This window comes from Acetobacterium bakii, assembly GCF_001263355.1.
GTDB classification, from domain to species: Bacteria; Bacillota; Clostridia; order Eubacteriales; family Eubacteriaceae; genus Acetobacterium; species Acetobacterium bakii.
In genome coordinates this window covers 75238-92108 of record NZ_LGYO01000019.1, presented here as the reverse complement: position 1 = coordinate 92108, position 16871 = coordinate 75238, and the positions used below count along the sequence as shown (strand labels likewise).

The 16871-nt window shown below is 40.5% G+C and carries 17 protein-coding genes; all 17 read right to left on the bottom strand.

Features of this window, described 5'->3' with window-relative positions:
• Positions 1 to 2 precede the first annotated feature (2 nt).
• Positions 3 to 1295 (bottom strand): trigger factor, encoded by a 1293-nt coding sequence (gene tig, locus AKG39_RS08305; RefSeq protein WP_050739918.1) that lies wholly within the window; start codon positions 1293 to 1295, stop codon positions 3 to 5.
• A gap of 193 nt (positions 1296 to 1488) precedes the next feature.
• On the bottom strand, positions 1489 to 2193 hold the full coding sequence (locus AKG39_RS08300; RefSeq protein ID WP_050739917.1) for an ABC transporter ATP-binding protein: 705 nt from the start codon (positions 2191 to 2193) through the stop codon (positions 1489 to 1491).
• Between the two features lie 11 nt (positions 2194 to 2204).
• On the bottom strand, positions 2205 to 2963 hold the full coding sequence (locus AKG39_RS08295; protein WP_050739916.1) for an ABC transporter ATP-binding protein: 759 nt from the start codon (positions 2961 to 2963) through the stop codon (positions 2205 to 2207).
• The gene (locus tag AKG39_RS08290; protein ID WP_050739915.1) at positions 2963 to 3967 is read right to left on the bottom strand and encodes a branched-chain amino acid ABC transporter permease; all 1005 of its coding nucleotides are present in this window, start codon (positions 3965 to 3967) and stop codon (positions 2963 to 2965) included. The genes AKG39_RS08295 and AKG39_RS08290 overlap by 1 nt, the downstream gene beginning before the upstream one ends.
• 3 nt (positions 3968 to 3970) lie before the next feature.
• Positions 3971 to 4852: a branched-chain amino acid ABC transporter permease gene (locus tag AKG39_RS08285; RefSeq protein ID WP_050739914.1), complete on the bottom strand. Its 882-nt coding sequence runs from the start codon at positions 4850 to 4852 to the stop codon at positions 3971 to 3973.
• A gap of 98 nt (positions 4853 to 4950) precedes the next feature.
• The gene (locus AKG39_RS08280) at positions 4951 to 6093 is read right to left on the bottom strand and encodes an ABC transporter substrate-binding protein (protein WP_242852575.1); all 1143 of its coding nucleotides are present in this window, start codon (positions 6091 to 6093) and stop codon (positions 4951 to 4953) included.
• 101 nt (positions 6094 to 6194) lie between these two features.
• Complete coding sequence (nth, locus tag AKG39_RS08275; RefSeq protein WP_050739913.1) at positions 6195 to 6836, bottom strand: endonuclease III; 642 nt, start codon at positions 6834 to 6836, stop codon at positions 6195 to 6197.
• Positions 6833 to 7186, bottom strand: coding sequence for a cupin domain-containing protein (locus tag AKG39_RS08270; RefSeq protein ID WP_050739912.1), 354 nt, complete (start codon positions 7184 to 7186; stop codon positions 6833 to 6835). Before AKG39_RS08270 ends, nth begins: the two co-directional genes overlap by 4 nt.
• Before the next feature lie 15 nt (positions 7187 to 7201).
• Complete coding sequence (locus AKG39_RS08265) at positions 7202 to 9412, bottom strand: transglycosylase domain-containing protein (protein WP_050739911.1); 2211 nt, start codon at positions 9410 to 9412, stop codon at positions 7202 to 7204.
• Complete coding sequence (locus tag AKG39_RS08260; RefSeq protein ID WP_242990247.1) at positions 9409 to 10320, bottom strand: RluA family pseudouridine synthase; 912 nt, start codon at positions 10318 to 10320, stop codon at positions 9409 to 9411. Before AKG39_RS08260 ends, AKG39_RS08265 begins: the two co-directional genes overlap by 4 nt.
• A gap of 2 nt (positions 10321 to 10322) precedes the next feature.
• On the bottom strand, positions 10323 to 12383 hold the full coding sequence (locus AKG39_RS08255) for a penicillin-binding transpeptidase domain-containing protein (RefSeq protein ID WP_050739909.1): 2061 nt from the start codon (positions 12381 to 12383) through the stop codon (positions 10323 to 10325).
• A 28-nt stretch (positions 12384 to 12411) separates the two neighbouring features.
• Positions 12412 to 12918: a rod shape-determining protein MreD gene (gene mreD, locus AKG39_RS08250; RefSeq protein ID WP_050739908.1), complete on the bottom strand. Its 507-nt coding sequence runs from the start codon at positions 12916 to 12918 to the stop codon at positions 12412 to 12414.
• Positions 12919 to 13731, bottom strand: coding sequence for a rod shape-determining protein MreC (gene mreC, locus AKG39_RS08245; protein ID WP_050739907.1), 813 nt, complete (start codon positions 13729 to 13731; stop codon positions 12919 to 12921).
• Positions 13732 to 13805: 74 nt separating this feature from the next.
• The gene (radC, locus tag AKG39_RS08240) at positions 13806 to 14474 is read right to left on the bottom strand and encodes a RadC family protein (RefSeq protein ID WP_050739944.1); all 669 of its coding nucleotides are present in this window, start codon (positions 14472 to 14474) and stop codon (positions 13806 to 13808) included.
• Positions 14475 to 14664: 190 nt separating this feature from the next.
• Entirely contained in the window at positions 14665 to 15666 is a 1002-nt protein-coding gene (locus AKG39_RS08235) for an RnfABCDGE type electron transport complex subunit B (protein ID WP_050739906.1), read from the bottom strand.
• Positions 15667 to 15678: 12 nt separating this feature from the next.
• A complete protein-coding gene (gene rsxA, locus AKG39_RS08230; RefSeq protein WP_050739905.1) occupies positions 15679 to 16257 on the bottom strand; it encodes an electron transport complex subunit RsxA in 579 nt (192 codons plus the stop codon).
• Between the two features lie 12 nt (positions 16258 to 16269).
• On the bottom strand, positions 16270 to 16863 hold the full coding sequence (gene rsxE / locus AKG39_RS08225; protein WP_050739904.1) for an electron transport complex subunit RsxE: 594 nt from the start codon (positions 16861 to 16863) through the stop codon (positions 16270 to 16272).
• Positions 16864 to 16871 lie beyond the last annotated feature (8 nt).

The following is a 16871-nucleotide window of genomic DNA, read 5'->3' as shown; positions in this document are numbered from 1 at the left end:
TCTTAAGCTTTTACAATAGCCATTTCCATTAGCATATCCACGGTTTTACGACGTTTGATATTTGACTTAAGATAGTCTAACATACGATCCTGTAAACCTTTTTTATATTCCTCAAAATCATGGCCATAAGCATCTGCATAAACCTTGATTTCTTCGTCAATTTCTTCATCTGTGGCTTCTACCGCTTCAATATCACTTATTTTTGCAAGTACCAACTCAGTCTTAATATTGAGTTCAGCATCCGCTTTTAAGTTATTTCTAAAATCATCACGGTTAACATTAGTGAAGTTGAAATAATCATCCATTGAAATTCCTTGTTGTTTCATTTGTGTTTCAAAGTTTTCCAGATTGCGATCAACTTCTTCTTCAACCATAAGGTAAGGAACATCAATCTCCGCCTGATCCACAGCGAATTTCACAACCGCCGCTTCAGCTAGACCTTTCAATTGGGTAGCTTTTGTTTCCTTAAGTCGTTTTTCAACATCCGCTTTTAATTCTTCCAGAGTATCAAATTCACTGGTATCTTTAGCAAATTCATCATCCAATTCTGGTAATTCTTTTACTTTAAGCGCTTTTATGGCAACCTTAAATTCCACTTCTTTTCCTTTAAGGTCTTCGGCATGATAGTCTTCCGGGAAGGTTACTTTTACGGTTGTATCTTCGCCGAGCTTTGCACCGATGAGCTGCTCTTCGAATCCCGGTATAAATGAACCGCTGCCGATAACTAAATCATAATCCATATCTTTTCCGCCAGCAAAGGGTTCGCCATCCTGGAATCCTTCGTAGTCAATGGTAACCGTGGCACCATCTGCAACAACACCTTCATCAAGGGTAATCAAACGGGAATTTTGATCCTGCATTTTTGCAAGCTCAACTGTCATTTCTTCTTCGGAAATAACTGGATCCAGGGATTCAATTTCAGCCCCTTTATATTCGCCTAAGGTTATCTCTGGCTTTACCCCAACCTTGACAATAAAGGTAGCGCCTTCTTCCTGGCTCATTTTCTCAATGTTTTCGAGATCCGGGCGTGTCACTGGCTTGATTTCTGTTTCCTTCAATGCGCCTTCATAGGCTGGTGCGAATGCAAAATCAATGGCATCCTCTAAAAATACATTTTGTCCGTAATAAGATTCGATAATTTTTTTAGGAGCTTTGCCTTTTCTAAAACCAGGAACTGAAAAACGTTTCTTATTTTTATCATACGACTTTTTGACAGCCTTTGAAAATTCCTCTGGACTAATCTCAATTTTTAGGGTTGCAATATTTTTTTCTATACTTTCTACTGTTGTGCTCATATTATCCTCCGTATCTTTCATTTAATTATTATTATCATTCAATTTTTACAGTATATCATAGGAATATTTCCTTATCAAGAACCAAAATGCAGGTACTTAAGAAAATTTTTAGATGATATGACCAAAAAAAGCGTCAATACCATTAAAAAACTGCCTCCATAGGAGACAGTTTAAGACAGTTTTCATTTTGGATTTAACCGCCTAAATAAGCCTGCTGAACTTCCGGATTCACCAATAAATCTCTGGCACTGCCTGAGAGTTTGATGAGTCCGGTTTCTAATACATAAGCTCGGTTGGCAATGTGTAATGCCTTATTTGCGTTTTGCTCCACCAAAAGCACGGTTGTTCCGGCATCATTTACTGTTTGGATCATGTTGAAAATTTCATCTACCAGAAGCGGGGCTAAACCCATTGAAGGTTCATCTAAAAGAATCAGCTTGGGTCGTGTCATCAATGCCCGGCCCATGGCAAGCATTTGCTGTTCACCACCACTGAGGGTTCCGGCGATCTGTTTAATTCTTTCTTTAAGTCGCGGAAAGTTAAGAAATATTTTCTCCATGTCCTCATCAATCTGTTCCTTATCATTGCGAATATATGCTCCCATGATGAGGTTCTCATAAACCGTCATATCAGCAAAGATCCGACGTCCTTCGGGAACATGGGCAATTCCCATAACCGGAATTTGATGTGCCGGCATCTTATTAACATTTTCACCATTAAAGGTGATTACGCCTTCAGTTGGTTTGAGCAACCCTGAAATTGTTTGAAGAATTGTCGTTTTTCCGGCACCGTTGGCACCAATAAGGGTTACGATTTCCCCTTCATTCACTTCAAAACTAACCCCTTTAATGGCGTGAATTTTTCCGTAATGTACATTTAAGTCTTTTACTTTGAGCATTTTAAAGCCTCCTAATCTCCCAGATAAGCACGAATGACCTCGGGGTTATTCTTAATCTCATCCGGTGTGCCTTCGGCAATGGTTTTTCCATAATCAACAACGATAATCCGTTCACAAATTCCCATCACCAGCTTCATATCATGTTCAATGAGTAAAACAGTGATATCAAATTTATTGCGGATAAAATGGATGGTGTTCATCAGCTCTTCGGTTTCGTTTGGGTTCATTCCCGCGGCCGGTTCATCAAGCATTAATACTTTTGGGTCAGAGGCCAGAGCTCTGGCAATTTCCAATTTTCGCTGTTGGCCATAGGGTAAGTTCTTTGCCAATGTATTGGCATATTCACCCATATCAAAAATATCTAAAAGCTTTAGGCATTCTTCCTGAGCCTTTTTTTCTTCGATCCAAAACTTTTTTGTTCGAAACATCCCCTGGATCATATTATAATCTATGAAATTATGGTATGCAATCTTCACATTTTCAACAGCGGTTAAATCTTTGAACAGGCGAATATTCTGAAAGGTTCGGCTGGCACCAAGACTTACAATATCATGGGTGCTTTTCTTAATAATGCTTTGACCATTCAGGATGATATCCCCACTGGTCGGAACATAAACCCCTGTAAGCATATTAAAGATCGTCGTTTTTCCGGCGCCGTTTGGTCCAATGAGTCCGACTAACTCATGGGGTTCCAGATTCAGATTAAACTTATCCACCGCTGTTAAACCACCAAACTGCATGGTAATATTATTTGCTGATAGTACCGGCATTATGATTCACCTCCGTCTACGGTATTTTTTGTGTTTTTTCGAAGGATCAGTGCATCAATGGCTGTTGTCAATGAGAATTCAGACCGGCCGAAAATTCCCTGAGGTCGAAAAATCATCATGATAATTAGAACCAGGGAATAAACCAGTAATCGGTATTCGGCAAAACCGCGAAGCATTTCCGGTAGTATCGTTAGAACAATGGCTGAGATAATGGACCCCGTCAGACTTCCCAGACCACCAAGAACAACGATAACGAACATTTCGATGGAGAACATAAACCCAAATTTGCTTGGTTCCAGAAATGCCTGATAGTGAGCATATAAGGCTCCCCCAATACCCGCAAAAAATGCTGCCATTGAAAATCCCAGTACCTTATAGCGGGTGGTTGGGATCCCAGCGGATTCCGAAGCAATTTCGTCTTCTCTGATAGAAATAATCGCACGGCCCTGCTTTGAGCGTCCCAATGTAAAAATCAAAATGATTACAATGATCGTAATCCAATAGACATTATTAAAGTTAACCAGTTTAGTGATTCCCTTTAGTCCCGCAGCGCCTCCGGTTGGCTGAAAATTGACGAAGAAGATCCGAATGATTTCTGAAAAACCAATGGTAACAATTCCTAAATAATCTCCCCGCAGCCTTAGTGTCGGCGTTCCAATGAGTATTCCAAAAATACCTGCAATCGTTCCGCCAACCGCCATGGCCAAAATAAGCACCACGATGTTCGGCAATTCAGTGCCGCTATTAAACAGTGCAATTGAAAAACTGGCTGACGAATAGGCACCGATGGCCATGAAGCCAGCGTGACCCAAAGCCATTTGACCTAAAAACCCAGCAACGATATTGAGACTCATTGCCATAATAATCATGATGCAGGTAAGGATTGCAATCCCAATAAAATATTTGTTCATAGTTTGTGTTTGAATCAATACAAAAAAGATTATGTAAAGGGCAATAATTGCGATGGTGTTAATGATATAGGCTCTGCGTTTACTCTTATCCATTCCCTACACCTTTTCTCTCGTATTTTTACCAAGAATTCCGGTTGGCTTAAAGAGCAAAACAATAATCAGAATCCCAAAAACAATGGCATCAGCCCAGGTGGTTGATAGGTATGCCTTTGTCAAAGTTTCGACCATACCAATAATGAAACCGCCTAGCATGGCTCCCGGAACAATCCCAATTCCACCCAATACGGCGGCGATAAATGCTTTTAGTCCTGGCATGACGCCCATGGTGGGATAAACTTGAATATAAGCTACACTATAAAGTACCCCGCCCAGTGCACCTAAGGCTGAACCCAGAGCAAAGGTTAATGAAATGGTCCGATTGACATTTACTCCCATAAGAATCGCAGCATCCTTGTCTTCTGATACGGCACGCATGGCACGACCCTGTTTCGTTTTTCTAATATATAAATCCAATAAAACCATAAATACCAATGACAATCCAATAGTGATAAGCGTGGTTGAACTAATTTCAATGCTGCCAATCTTAATAATCATTTCCGGAAATATTTTTGGCATAACCTTTGGTTCAGGCTTAAAAATAATCAGAGCAAGGTTCTGCAAAAATAAACTCACACCAATGGCTGTAATAAGTGCTGACAATCTTGGGGCATTTCTAAGTGGTCGGTAGGCAACGAATTCGATGGCTACGCCAATAATGGCCATAATTGTCATTGATAATAAAAGCACCGCCCAAACAGGCATCTGAAAACTGGTAGCTGCAATAAATGCAAAATATGCACCGAACATCATGATTTCTCCATGGGCAAAGTTAATCAGTTTAATAATTCCGTAAACCATGGTATAGCCAATGGCAATGAGCGCATAAATACTGCCCACATTAAGACCATTGATCACTTGTTGCAGAAATAAATTCACAATGTCTCCTCCTTCTACAATAATAAAATGGATATAGAAGAGATCAATCTCTTCTATATCCCCTGTGTTTTAATGCAATATGAAATTTGTACCAATATTTATTAATTTACAACAGTCGCTTCATATTTAAGCTCTCCGCCATCAATTTTGATAATGGTAACTTCTTTATCTTTAGGATCTCCGTTTTCATTAAACTTGAGATTTCCGGTTACCCCTGCATGTTCAGTGGCTGCCAATGCAGTAATAATTGATTCTGCTTCTGTAGATCCGGCAGTTTTAATGGCAGAAACCATGGTGTAAACTGCATCATAACCTAAAGCTGCAAACGAGTTTGGAACCTTATCATATTTTGTTGTATAAGCAGTGATAAAATCCTGTACTGTTTGCGATGGTGAATCCGCTGCATAGTGGTTTGTAAAGTAATTTCCCTGAGCGGCATCAGCATATTCTACCTGTACGCCATCCCAACCATCTGCGCCCACAAATTTTGCGGTAATTCCCATTTCTTTGGCCTTTTGAAGAATTGGTCCTACTGTTTGTACGTAATCCGGAACAAACACAACAGCTGGATTCATTTCTTTAATTTTTGTTAATTGGGCACTAAAATCTTTATCGGTTGTGCCGTAAGATTCGGTACCGACAATGGAACCGCCTTTTGCCACAAATGCTGTTTCAAAAGCTTTAGAAACGCCTTCTGAATAGGGGTTTCCAGCTCCCACTAATAATGCGGCAGTTTTTGCACCTAATGTATCAGCTGAGAAATTTGCAGCTGCAGCACCTTGATAGTCATCAAGGAAACATGCTCTGAAAATATTTGGTGCATCCTGAGTAACTTCAACTGCTGTTGCAGTTGGTGATAATACAGGCATATTATCCGAAACCATGATGTCTTTCATTGCCAACGTTTCGCCACTTAGGGTTCCACCAATAACAGCGATGACACCATCCTGATCTCTTAAGCGGTTATATGCATTAACAGCCTCAGTTTGGTCAGCCTTGGTATCATAGGCAATGATTTCAACATCCTTGCCATCAATACCACCTGCCGCATTAATTTCTTCTGCAGCCAGCATTGCTCCGGCTTCTGCTGAACTTCCATAAATTGCAGCATCACCAGTGGTTGGTCCAATAAAACCAAGCTTAATGACATCATTACTGCTTCCAGTAGATGAACATCCCGCAAATGTAAAAATGGAAGCAACAAGCATTCCAACAAGCAAAACACTTACAACTCTTTTTTTCATTTCTTTTCCTCCTCATTCTTTTCAATGATTATTTATAGGAACTATCATAAACCATTCTTAAGGAAATTACAAGAAATAATTGTTTTAAACTGTACTTTGTATTATGTATCTTTGAACTTTTTCTTACCCTCTTTGCATAACGGCTGCAGTGCACAATTTTCGCAGTTTGGATTGCGGGCAGTGCAACATTTTCTGCCATGCCAGATAAGCCAGTGGTGGGCCTGGGACCACTGCTCTTTGGGAATATTTTTCATTAATTCCTTTTCCACTTCCAATACGTTTTTCCCTCTGGCCAGACCAAGGCGTTTGGAAACCCTGAAAACATGGGTATCCACTGCAATGGCGGGAATCCCAAACGCATTGCTCATCACCACATTCGCTGTTTTACGTCCGACCCCGGGAAGGGTGGTGAGTTCCTCCATGCCTTTGGGAATGGCTCCCCCATACTCACCCAAAAGCCGGTTACAGGTCAAAATAATATTCCTGGCTTTGGTATTTGCCAACCCGCAGGTTTTAATTTTTTTAAGAAGTTCCTTTTCACCTAACATTAAAATGGCTTCGGGCGTGTTATAGGCAGGAAACAGTTCTTTTGTCACAATATTCACCCGTACATCAGTACACTGTGCTGAAAGGATGGTTGCAATCAATAATTCAAATGGGGTCCCAAAATCCAAGCCACATTTTTCTTGCCCGTAAAGGCTTTCCAATGTGGCTAAAATTTCATCTCTTGTTTTTTTTATCATGCATCGGCATTGAGGATCAAAGCCATAAAAACCAGCTCCTCAGTTCCTGTATTTTCAATGCTGTGGTAGCCATGATCCGGTGTAATCATGACGTCCCCCGGATAAATTTTTATTGTTTCTTCATTATCCTTCACCATGCCTTCGCCACTAAGGAAATAATATATTTCCTGCTCGCCGACATGTTGATGGTATCCAATCGAATCTCCTGGCTGCATCACAATTTTCGAATATAAGCGACCTTTATTGCCAAGGATCTCGCCGCCAATAACATGGGTAATGACCGGTGCGCCATTACCTCCTCGCATGTTATCTTTCGTTTCTGTTACAAGCGATGTTTTTTTAATTATCATGAGTTTTCCTTTCTGTTACGGAGTTGTCGGGGTTGTTGGCGTCGTTGGCGTCGTCGGCGTCGTCGGTTCCGTTGGCGTTGTCGGTTCCGTTGGCGTTGTCGGTTCTGTCGGAGTTGTCGGTTCTGTTGGTGTCACCGGTTCCGTTGGCGTCACCGGTTCCGTTGGCGTTATCGGTTCCGGGGTTGGCTCCGGGGTTGGCACCGTTGGAGTCGTTGTTTCTGTTTTCTTAGGCTCCGTGGTCGTTGTTTTATCTGTAGTTGTGGTTCCGCTGTCAATTGACTTGACAGCGGTTGTTCCGCCTTCTTCAGAGGTTCGATCCAAAGTTGTAGTTGCTAACAAGTCCTCGTTAATAATTTGTCTTAAATACGTACCGTAAATTCCGGCAGGAATGTAGCTTCCGCCGCTGATAACATAATTATCCGGGCTTCCGATCCAAATTGCGGTTGTCAGATTTCCAGTCATCCCGGTAAACCATAAATCTTTATTATCATTGGTCGTCCCGGTTTTACCGGCGGTTGGATAAATCTGGGAAGCAGCGCTTCCTGTTCCGTTATCAACAACATCTGTAAGAATATCCATCATGTTTGTTGCCGTGGTGTCAGTCATAACCTTACGAGTTACTAAATTAGCAGTGTCTTTCAAATAAATTTCTTTTCCGTTGGTCTGTTCAATTTTAGTAATGAAATAGGGTGCATTATATACCCCGCCATTATTAAGTGTATTAAAGGCCGCTGACATCTCAAGTGGTTTGATACCATAAGTCATCCCTCCAAGTGCCACCGCGAGGTTATAATCCGTATCTTCAAAGGTGGAGATGCCCATTTGTTCCATAAAGGAAACCGCCGCATCGGGTCCGACCTTATCATAAACCTTTACTGCCGGAATGTTATAAGAATTAACTAAAGCTGTTCTTACCGAAACAGTTCCGTGATAACCACCATCATAGTTTTTGGGAGCATACCCACCAAAATCAGTATAGGCATCGAGAATCATTGTTGAAGGTGAAATCAGCCCTTTATCCATTGCTGCCGCATAAAAAAGCGGCTTGATGTTAGACCCTGGCTGTCTTGGGGTATTTGCCATATCAATTTGAGTATTCCCACCATAATACGCCATGACACTTCCGTCTAAATCAACGGTAACGATACTCCCAGTTTCTGTGTCCATTCCATAGTTATCCAACCCATCATTAAGACTTTCGATGGCATCTTCCTGATAAAAAGTATTGATGGTGGTATAAATTCGATAACCACCATTGGCAATGTTCTCTTTAATATATGTAATTGCCTGATCTTCTGTTATTCCACGTTCCTGCATAACTGCTGAAGCCTGGGTTTGGGCATATTCAGTCAGTGCTTTACCAACAAACGCTTCGTAGCCGTCCTTAATTTGATCATCGTTGTTGATGGTTGCCGGATCTCTGATTACAATTTCCGCTGCCGCTGCTGCATCAGCTTCTTCCTGGGTAATATATTTTTCTTTAACCATCCGTTCCAAAACTTCCAGCTGACGTTTTTTTGCGGCCTCAAAGTCTGAATTTGGCGCATAGGCGCTTGGTGCCTGAGGCAGCCCGGCAAGCATTGCCGCTTCAGATAAATTCACATCTGAAACACTTTTATTAAAATAGGTTTGTGAAGCTTCTTCAATCCCATAGGCACCGGAACCAAAATAATATTCATTGAAATACATTTCCAGAATCTGTTCTTTGGTATATTTTTCTTCTAATTGAAGGGCAATGGATATTTCTTTTAATTTACGGATAAAGGACTGATTGAAATTTTGCTCTGTGGCAATATCCGGTAAAAACAAGACTCTGGCAAGCTGTTGGGTAATGGTACTTGCACCTTCGCCGATACCATTACTGGCAATATTGGAGAAAAAGGCCCGGGTAATCCCCATTAGGTCAATACCGAAATGATCGTAAAATCGTGAATCCTCGACTGAGATCAGAGCCTGTTGCAGGGTAACCGGAATTTGGTCAATGGTGACATTAGTCCGATTCTTAGTATACAATTCAGCAATTATTTCATTGTCCGCTGAGTAAATTTCAGTTTTATCCTTAACCTGATATTCATATTCCGAGATATCCATGCGATTAGCCGCATAAATGGAATAAACAACACCGACGCTCAGAATACCGAGGATCAACAAGACGACTAAAACTTTAACGCCAATATGACCTTTTTTCTTTCGTCTTTTCATACCTTTAGTTTGATTTTTACTCATTCTATCACCTTTTTCTTTTCATATTTCTCAAGATTATTCCTGAGCTCTTTTAATTCAATATTCAGATCTGCCTCAAAAGTTAAATCCTCTTTCATCGGCAGTGATAATGTCAGGGTTTTTGCATGAAGCGCCTGATGGTTCATACCATAGGAGTTCTCTGTTTTATTGTTATACAGAGGATCTCCTATGATCGGATTCCCAATATGCTGTAAATGTACCCGTATTTGATGGGTTCTACCAGTTTCTAAAATTAATTCCACCAGGGATGCCTGTGGATATTCTTCCAGCACCCGATAATGGGTAATCGAAGATTTTCCCTGATCCATTACGACCCGATGAATACTGTCCGCAAAGGGTTGGCCGATCGGTGCATCAATGGTCCCGCTTTTATCAGGAAGTTTTCCGCTGACAAAGGCATAATAAACCTTTATGACAGTTCCTTCATCCATTTGTTTCTGAATGTAATGATGGACATATTTGTTTTTTGCTATGGCTACAAGTCCCGTGGTATCTCGATCCAGTCGGTTTATAAAACGAATCTTTGCGGATACTCCAATTTTTTCCCAGTGATGACTGATATAATTGGTTAACGTGTCTAAATGATGGCTTTTTGATGGATGAGTCACACAGAAAGCAGGTTTATTAACCACTAGAAGTTCATCATCCTCATAGATTATATCAAGATCTCCCTTGATTGGAGTACCATCTATATTTTCATGCGGCATCACAATCTCAATGAAATCTCCAAGTTTAATGAGATCCCCAAGAAAGCACTCTTTTTCATTAAGCCGAATTTTACCTTCTCTTTTTATTTGTCGAATTAATCGACTTGAATAATCATACCTATTTGCCAACTCCTCACGGAGGTTCGTTTCATGATTTTCTGTAACACAATATTTATAAACCAAACTTATGGTGTAACCTCCTTGGTAATATTTGCATCAGTTGCCGGTTTAAGTGCGTAATAAGCATCTACAATTTCTCTGGCCACAGGCACCGCGTTCGAACTTGTTTCGCCTTGAATAATCATCACGGCAACAGCAATTTCAGGAGACTCATAGGGTGTAAAACATACAAACCACGATGTGTTCTCAACAGAATTATCACCATATTCAGCCGTTCCGGTTTTGCCGGCGATGCCGATATCCTCATGATCAAAACCATAAAAATAGGAGGCTGCAAACCCGTCTGTAACCACTTCTTTCATACCTTCTTTAACAAGAGCCAAATTTTCAGGATCTATTTTAACCTGATTAATAAGGGTTGGTTCATGATCAAAAACTATTTCTTCATTGTTATTAAGGATCTTTTCAACAAGATAGGCCTGGTAATGGCTGCCCCCATTTGCTAGTGTCGCAATATAGTTAGCCATTTGAAGTGGTGTAAAGGAACTGCCTCCCTGACCAATGGAAGTATTCATAGTGTCGGCATCCGTCCATTCATCATCCTTATTATCCCGGCCGCCAAGCGTTCCCGATGTTTCATAAATCTCAATTCCAGTGGGATTTCCCAATCCAAACTGTTCTGAGTAATCGACAATCGGATTAATGCCCATATTATACCCTGTTTCATAAAAAAATACATTACAAGAATCTCTAAGTGCATCAACGACGTTTTCGCTTCCATGATTACCTAAACAGGTGAACGTTGGAATATGGGGATCTGTCCCATTACAGTAAAATGTTGTTTCACCGGTAATGGTTCCGGATTCTAAGGCTGCAACCGACATAAGAGGCTTAAAGGTGGAACCCGGTTGAAGTGCGGTCAATGTACTGTTGTTATATAATGGCCTCGGAAAAACAGGATCATCACTTGGTATATTCAAACTATTCCAAACTTCATCACTGATGGTTGTTGTAAAAAGATTGGGGTCATAGGTAGGCATACTGGTCATTGCCAACACTGCTCCGGTATTAACGTCGATGACCACGGCCGCTCCTGAAGCAGCTTCTGGTGCGGCTCCACTGGTCTGCAAATAGTCAAGATGGTCTCCCAGGGCCTTTTCCACAGCCTGTTGAAATTCCAGGTCAATGGTGGTAACAACACTGTTTCCCGGTATTGCCGCTATATTAGTATCCATAATATCATATTGGGGTCGTCCCTGGTAATCAATTACAGTCATTTCTTTACCGGTTTCGCCGCGAAGCTCATTCTCAAAGGCAACCTCTAAACCGGTTTTACCAATTGTGCTTTCCAAGCTATAATTTTCATCTGAATCTTCATTTTCCAAATATTCATCTCCACTGATCTTCCCAGCATACCCAAGCAGATGAGCGGCGGTTGTTCCAAACGGATAGCTTCGCACCGGTTCATCAATTACGGATACCCCAACAAGAGATTCCTTATTGGCATCTATTTCGTAAACAGTATCCCGCTTGATGTCCGTGGCGATTCGTATTGGATCCCAGGAACTAAAGCTGTGATCACGAAATTTTTCTCTAAACACAATGATCTGTCTGGCCTCTTCATTAGTATACTCTGGTGTCAGACCATATTCTAAGCATAGCTTATCAAAGCATTCTCTGGCTGTAAAACCCATTTGTTCAGCAGTAAATCCATTTTTTTCTTTCCATTTTTTTTCTGAATCAGCATCATCGAAAGAAAATGCAAAATTCCCATCGCTATCCATATTAATTGGAAATGTGTCTTTTATTTTTTCCCCATGTCTTAGCAGAATTCCGGATAAGTTCAAAAGCGAAGCATTTAAAACACTATCATCAACATTTATGAAGCTTATATCAACTGCATAACCGATACGATTTGATGCCAGAATTTGCATGTCCGAGGTGTAAATCGTACCCCGGGGAGCTTCTGTTTCAATTTGCTTAACCATATTATTATCTGCTATCTTTCGATATTTTTCACCGTTGACCAATTGTAAATCGGCAAGACGAAAAATAAAAATTCCACTGATTATAAAAATCAGGATTTTTAAAAATATATATCGGAGTTTTTCATTTCTTATTATCATTTATCCACCATTTCATGGGTCACTTTTCTTACACCAGCACATCCGAAGTAAAATCCGGGTGCTGTGATAACTTTAATATAAAATAACGCATTATCAACATAACAATTAGATTAATAATTAAGTATTGGAGATTAAATCGCCTTAAATAAATCATCCAGGGTATCCCACCCTGAAATAATAATAACAAAATATAAACTAAACCATTGTAAATAATCAACGTTAAAGCCAGGCAAAGGACGCTCGTAAGTATTGACTGTTGACTGAATTTAGAAGAAACCCAATAAATGCTTACTGCAACCAACGAAAAAGCAATGGTATTTACCCCTATGAATGGCCCATAAAGAATATCTGATAGGATACCAATGATCACTGCCAATACAAGCCCTTCCTTGCCTCGAAAAATTATGCTATAAAGCATAATCGTTATGAGTAACATCTCTGGCGCACTCCCAAAAAAAGAAAAAAATTGAAGTACGGTGCTGCTAAAAATAAGTTCAACAATCAATATTAAAAATAGAACTGCATATTTCATCATTTAAACCTGCCGTAGTACTGAAACGACATTGATGGTACGAAGGTCGACACCGGGATTTATTGATACTTTAAGTTCTAAAGAACCATCCTGTTTCTCAACCTTTTGTACAGTTCCAATAAACAAATCCCCGGGATAAGTGCCATAGAGTCCTGATGTTACCACCAAATCGCCGGTAACAACATCCATTCCCGGTTCAATATAACCAATCAATCCATTATCTAAATCGCCTTCAATTCTAACATAGGTTCCAGAACGTGTGGATCGACCATTAATGGTGCTCATTGGGTCGATGATTGTTTTTACTTTTGAGGTAGTTAAAGAAACCTCGGTAATTTTACCAACTAAATCATTTCCCGACATCACAGTCATATCAACACTCAGTCCATCATTGGAGCCACGATTGATGGTCATAAATGAAATGCCATTTGTCGGATCAATGGCGATCACTTCTGCAGGCAGTACATTGTATTGAGGATGCTCATTTTGAAACCCAATCATTCCCCGCAAAGCAATATTTTCATTCATGGTCAATTCATAATTCGCAAGCTTTTTTTCTAATTCATCAATTTTTATTTGCTCTTCTTCATTTTTATTTTTCAACTGACCAAATTCCGAAATATCACTGACAAATTTTTTTAAGTTAAGTGATACCACATAAGTAAACTTTTCAAAAGGTGATACCACCGCGGAAACACTGCCTTCTAAAGGCGTTGTCACAGTACGGTTCGAGGTCAGCAGACCAATAAATACGACTAAAACAAGAAACACTACAAAAATGATGATACCAATTCGATATTTTGAAAACCAGCCCAAAGGAACGCCCCCTACTATAATAATTATCGTTTAACCTATTTATTGTATTTTAAAAACATTTATTTTGCAAGAAATTAAATAATTTTCTCCTGTTTAAAGCTCATATAGGTTCCCCTACCAATAATAATATGATCCAATACCGGAATCCCCAAAAGTTCCCCGGCTTCCTGTAGCCTTTTTGTAATGTTTTTATCTTCCGGACTTGGCTCCGGATCTCCTGATGGATGATTGTGCGCCAGGATAATGGCTGCAGAATGCTGCTTAATGGCTTTAACAAAAACCTCTCTTGGATGAACCAGAGACGCATTGAGAATCCCCTGGCTAATGCATTCAACTTTAAGCACCTTATTTTTAGTGTCCAGTAAGAGTATTTTAAAACATTCCTGCTTCAAATACTGCATTTCATCCATTAATAAGTCTGCCACACTTTGGGGTGAAGTGACCTTGAATTCCATGGGGTTCTTTCGATTCACCCGAATTCCAAGCTCGATGGCGGCCTTGATCTGACATGCCTTGACCTTTCCAATGCCCGGAAGATCTTTATTTCTTTCAAGCTCTAATATATCCATATTATAAAATTGTGACAGGTCATTTTCAAAGTACTTCAACACCTGTTGTCCTACCTCTACGGAGGTTGCATCGGGTATTCCCGTGCGAATAATGATAGCGATAAGTTCTGCATTGCTTAAGGTTTCCGCACCATAATGCATCATTTTTTCCTGGGGCCGCTCACTTTCCGGCATTTCTTTTATACAAATATGATATTCAGCTTTTCCCTTCAACGCAAACCTCCATAGTCGATCATTACTACTATTTTACCAGATTGCCATACTATTTTATACTAATTTCCTAAATTTCTCATTAAAAACAGTTTTTTTTAAAAATAAAAAAACCACCTTGAGTCATAATGACTCAAAGTGGTTAATGCACTTCTTATTTTTTATTAATAGGGCGCATTTCAATAGCATTTTTTTTGCATTTTTCAAAACAAATACCACAGCCGATACACTTATCATGATCAATGATATAGGGCGATTTCTTTATTTCTCCGGTGATTGCTTCAACCGGACAATTTTTAGCACAAAGACCACAACCGATACAATTTTCATCAATGATATAAGCCGATTTTTTCCCAAACTCAACATCCCCTGAAATAGTATTCATTGGACATTTATCAACACATTCATAACATTGAGTACACTTATCATAGTCAATGATTGCACAATTGTTAACTACCTTAATTGCATCAAAACGACATGCCTTTACACAGGCACCACAGGCAATGCAGGCAGTTGAACAAGCCTGCTTGGCAATCTTGCCTTTTGCCGCACTGTGGCACTTAACAATAACGTCCTGGGTTGCCGGTACTAAAACCATAATGGACTTAGGACAGGCTTCGACACATTTACCACAGGAAGTACATTTATCCGGATCAACCTTTGGCAAGCCGTCTTCTCCCATAACAATGGCATCAAATGGACAAACAGCTTTACAGGTTCCATAACCCATGCAACCGTAACGACAATCTTTTGAACCGCCTGAAGCAATCATGGCTTCACGACAATCCATTTCGCCATAATATTCTGCACGGTTTGGCGCTGTTTCACAGGTACCCTGACAAATAACTGTTGCTATTTGTCTGGCAGCTGTACTGGCCTCCATGCCCATGATCTCAGCAATGGCAGTAGCCGCCGAAGCGCCGCCGACTGGACAGGCATCAACACCTGCTTCGCCGTTAATAATTGCCAGGGCCAATGCGTCACAGCCGGGCAGACCACAACCGCCACAGTTTGCACCGGGCAGAGCCGCTCTGACGATAGGAAAACGATGATCAACATCCACTTCAAATACTTTAGCGGCTATGGCCAGGCCAACACCGAAAACTAAACCGAATAAACCGAGGATACCTACTGGAACTAAAATCGCATTTAACATTTCCATACCCTCCTAACCCAATTGCATTCCGGAGAATCCCAAAAATGCAATCGCCATTAAACCAGCGGTTATTAACGCAATCGGGAATCCTTCCAGAGCCTTTGGCACTGCTGATGTTTCAAGACGTTCACGAATACCTGCAAAGAGAACAATTGCAAGGGTGAAGCCGATAGCGGCACCAACGCCGTTAAATATTGTTTCAATAAAGTTATATTCATACTGAATATTCAAAAGTGCAACCCCAAGAACTGCACAGTTTGTTGTAATCAGCGGTAAATAAACACCCAGTGCCTGATATAGGGACGGGCTCATTTTTTTGATGATCATTTCCACAAATTGTACCAATGCGGCAATAACCAGAATAAACGCAATGGTCTGCAGATACCCAAGATTTAGTGGATCTAAAATGGCATACTGAACCACAAAGGTAATAGCCGAAGCCAGCGCCATAACAAAGGTTACAGCAACGCCCATACCAATGGCAGTTTCAACTTGTTTGGAAACTCCCAGAAATGGACAGATACCTAAAAAACGTGACAGTATAAAGTTGTTTACAAAAATTGTACTGATAAGAATAAATATTAAGCTCATTGTTATCTCCCCCTACGCCTTCTTCTTAGATTTCCAATTAATGAGGCCAATCATAAGACCAAGGGTTAAAAAAGCCCCGGGAGGAAGGATCATTAATAATACTGGTTCATAAGCGGCACCAAAGAGTGAAAATCCGAAAATGCTTCCGGCACCAAGGATTTCACGTACTCCGCCAAGAATCGTCAGAGCCAGGGTAAAACCAAGACCCATACCAAGTCCATCCGCAAATGAATCGGCTACACCGTTAAAGAAAGCAAACGCTTCCGCACGGGCTAATATAATACAGTTAACAACAATCAATGGAATATATATTCCCAAAGCCGCATCCAGTGCCGGCACATAGGCCTTCATCAACATTCCTATAATGGTAACAAAGGAAGCAATGATGACAACAAAGGCAGGTATTCTGATATTATCGGGAATTATTTTTCGCATTGCCGAGATAACCACGTTGGAACCGACAAGTACAACCAAGGTTGCCAAACCCATACCCATACCATTAATGGCTGATGTGGTAACCGCAAGGGTTGGACACATTCCCAAAACTAGTACAAAGGTCGGGTTTTCTCGTATGATTCCTCTGGTAAGATTTTTTACAAAATTCATCTTTACTT

Coding starts and splice junctions, on each gene's coding strand:
- radC (WP_050739944.1), bottom strand. CDS start 14,474: ATGCCGGAAAGTGAGCGGCCCCAGGAAAAAATGATGCATTATGGTGCG.
- AKG39_RS08290 (WP_050739915.1), bottom strand. CDS start 3,967: ATGGATAAGAGTAAACGCAGAGCCTATATCATTAACACCATCGCAATT.
- AKG39_RS08255 (WP_050739909.1), bottom strand. CDS start 12,383: ATGATAATAAGAAATGAAAAACTCCGATATATATTTTTAAAAATCCTG.
- nth (WP_050739913.1), bottom strand. CDS start 6,836: ATGATAAAAAAAACAAGAGATGAAATTTTAGCCACATTGGAAAGCCTT.
- rsxA (WP_050739905.1), bottom strand. CDS start 16,257: ATGAGCTTAATATTTATTCTTATCAGTACAATTTTTGTAAACAACTTT.
- AKG39_RS08265 (WP_050739911.1), bottom strand. CDS start 9,412: ATGAGTAAAAATCAAACTAAAGGTATGAAAAGACGAAAGAAAAAAGGT.
- AKG39_RS08295 (WP_050739916.1), bottom strand. CDS start 2,963: ATGCCGGTACTATCAGCAAATAATATTACCATGCAGTTTGGTGGTTTA.
- mreD (WP_050739908.1), bottom strand. CDS start 12,918: ATGATGAAATATGCAGTTCTATTTTTAATATTGATTGTTGAACTTATT.
- AKG39_RS08270 (WP_050739912.1), bottom strand. CDS start 7,186: ATGATAATTAAAAAAACATCGCTTGTAACAGAAACGAAAGATAACATG.
- AKG39_RS08300 (WP_050739917.1), bottom strand. CDS start 2,193: ATGCTCAAAGTAAAAGACTTAAATGTACATTACGGAAAAATTCACGCC.
- tig (WP_050739918.1), bottom strand. CDS start 1,295: ATGAGCACAACAGTAGAAAGTATAGAAAAAAATATTGCAACCCTAAAA.
- AKG39_RS08280 (WP_242852575.1), bottom strand. CDS start 6,093: ATGAAAAAAAGAGTTGTAAGTGTTTTGCTTGTTGGAATGCTTGTTGCT.
- rsxE (WP_050739904.1), bottom strand. CDS start 16,863: ATGAATTTTGTAAAAAATCTTACCAGAGGAATCATACGAGAAAACCCG.
- AKG39_RS08235 (WP_050739906.1), bottom strand. CDS start 15,666: ATGTTAAATGCGATTTTAGTTCCAGTAGGTATCCTCGGTTTATTCGGT.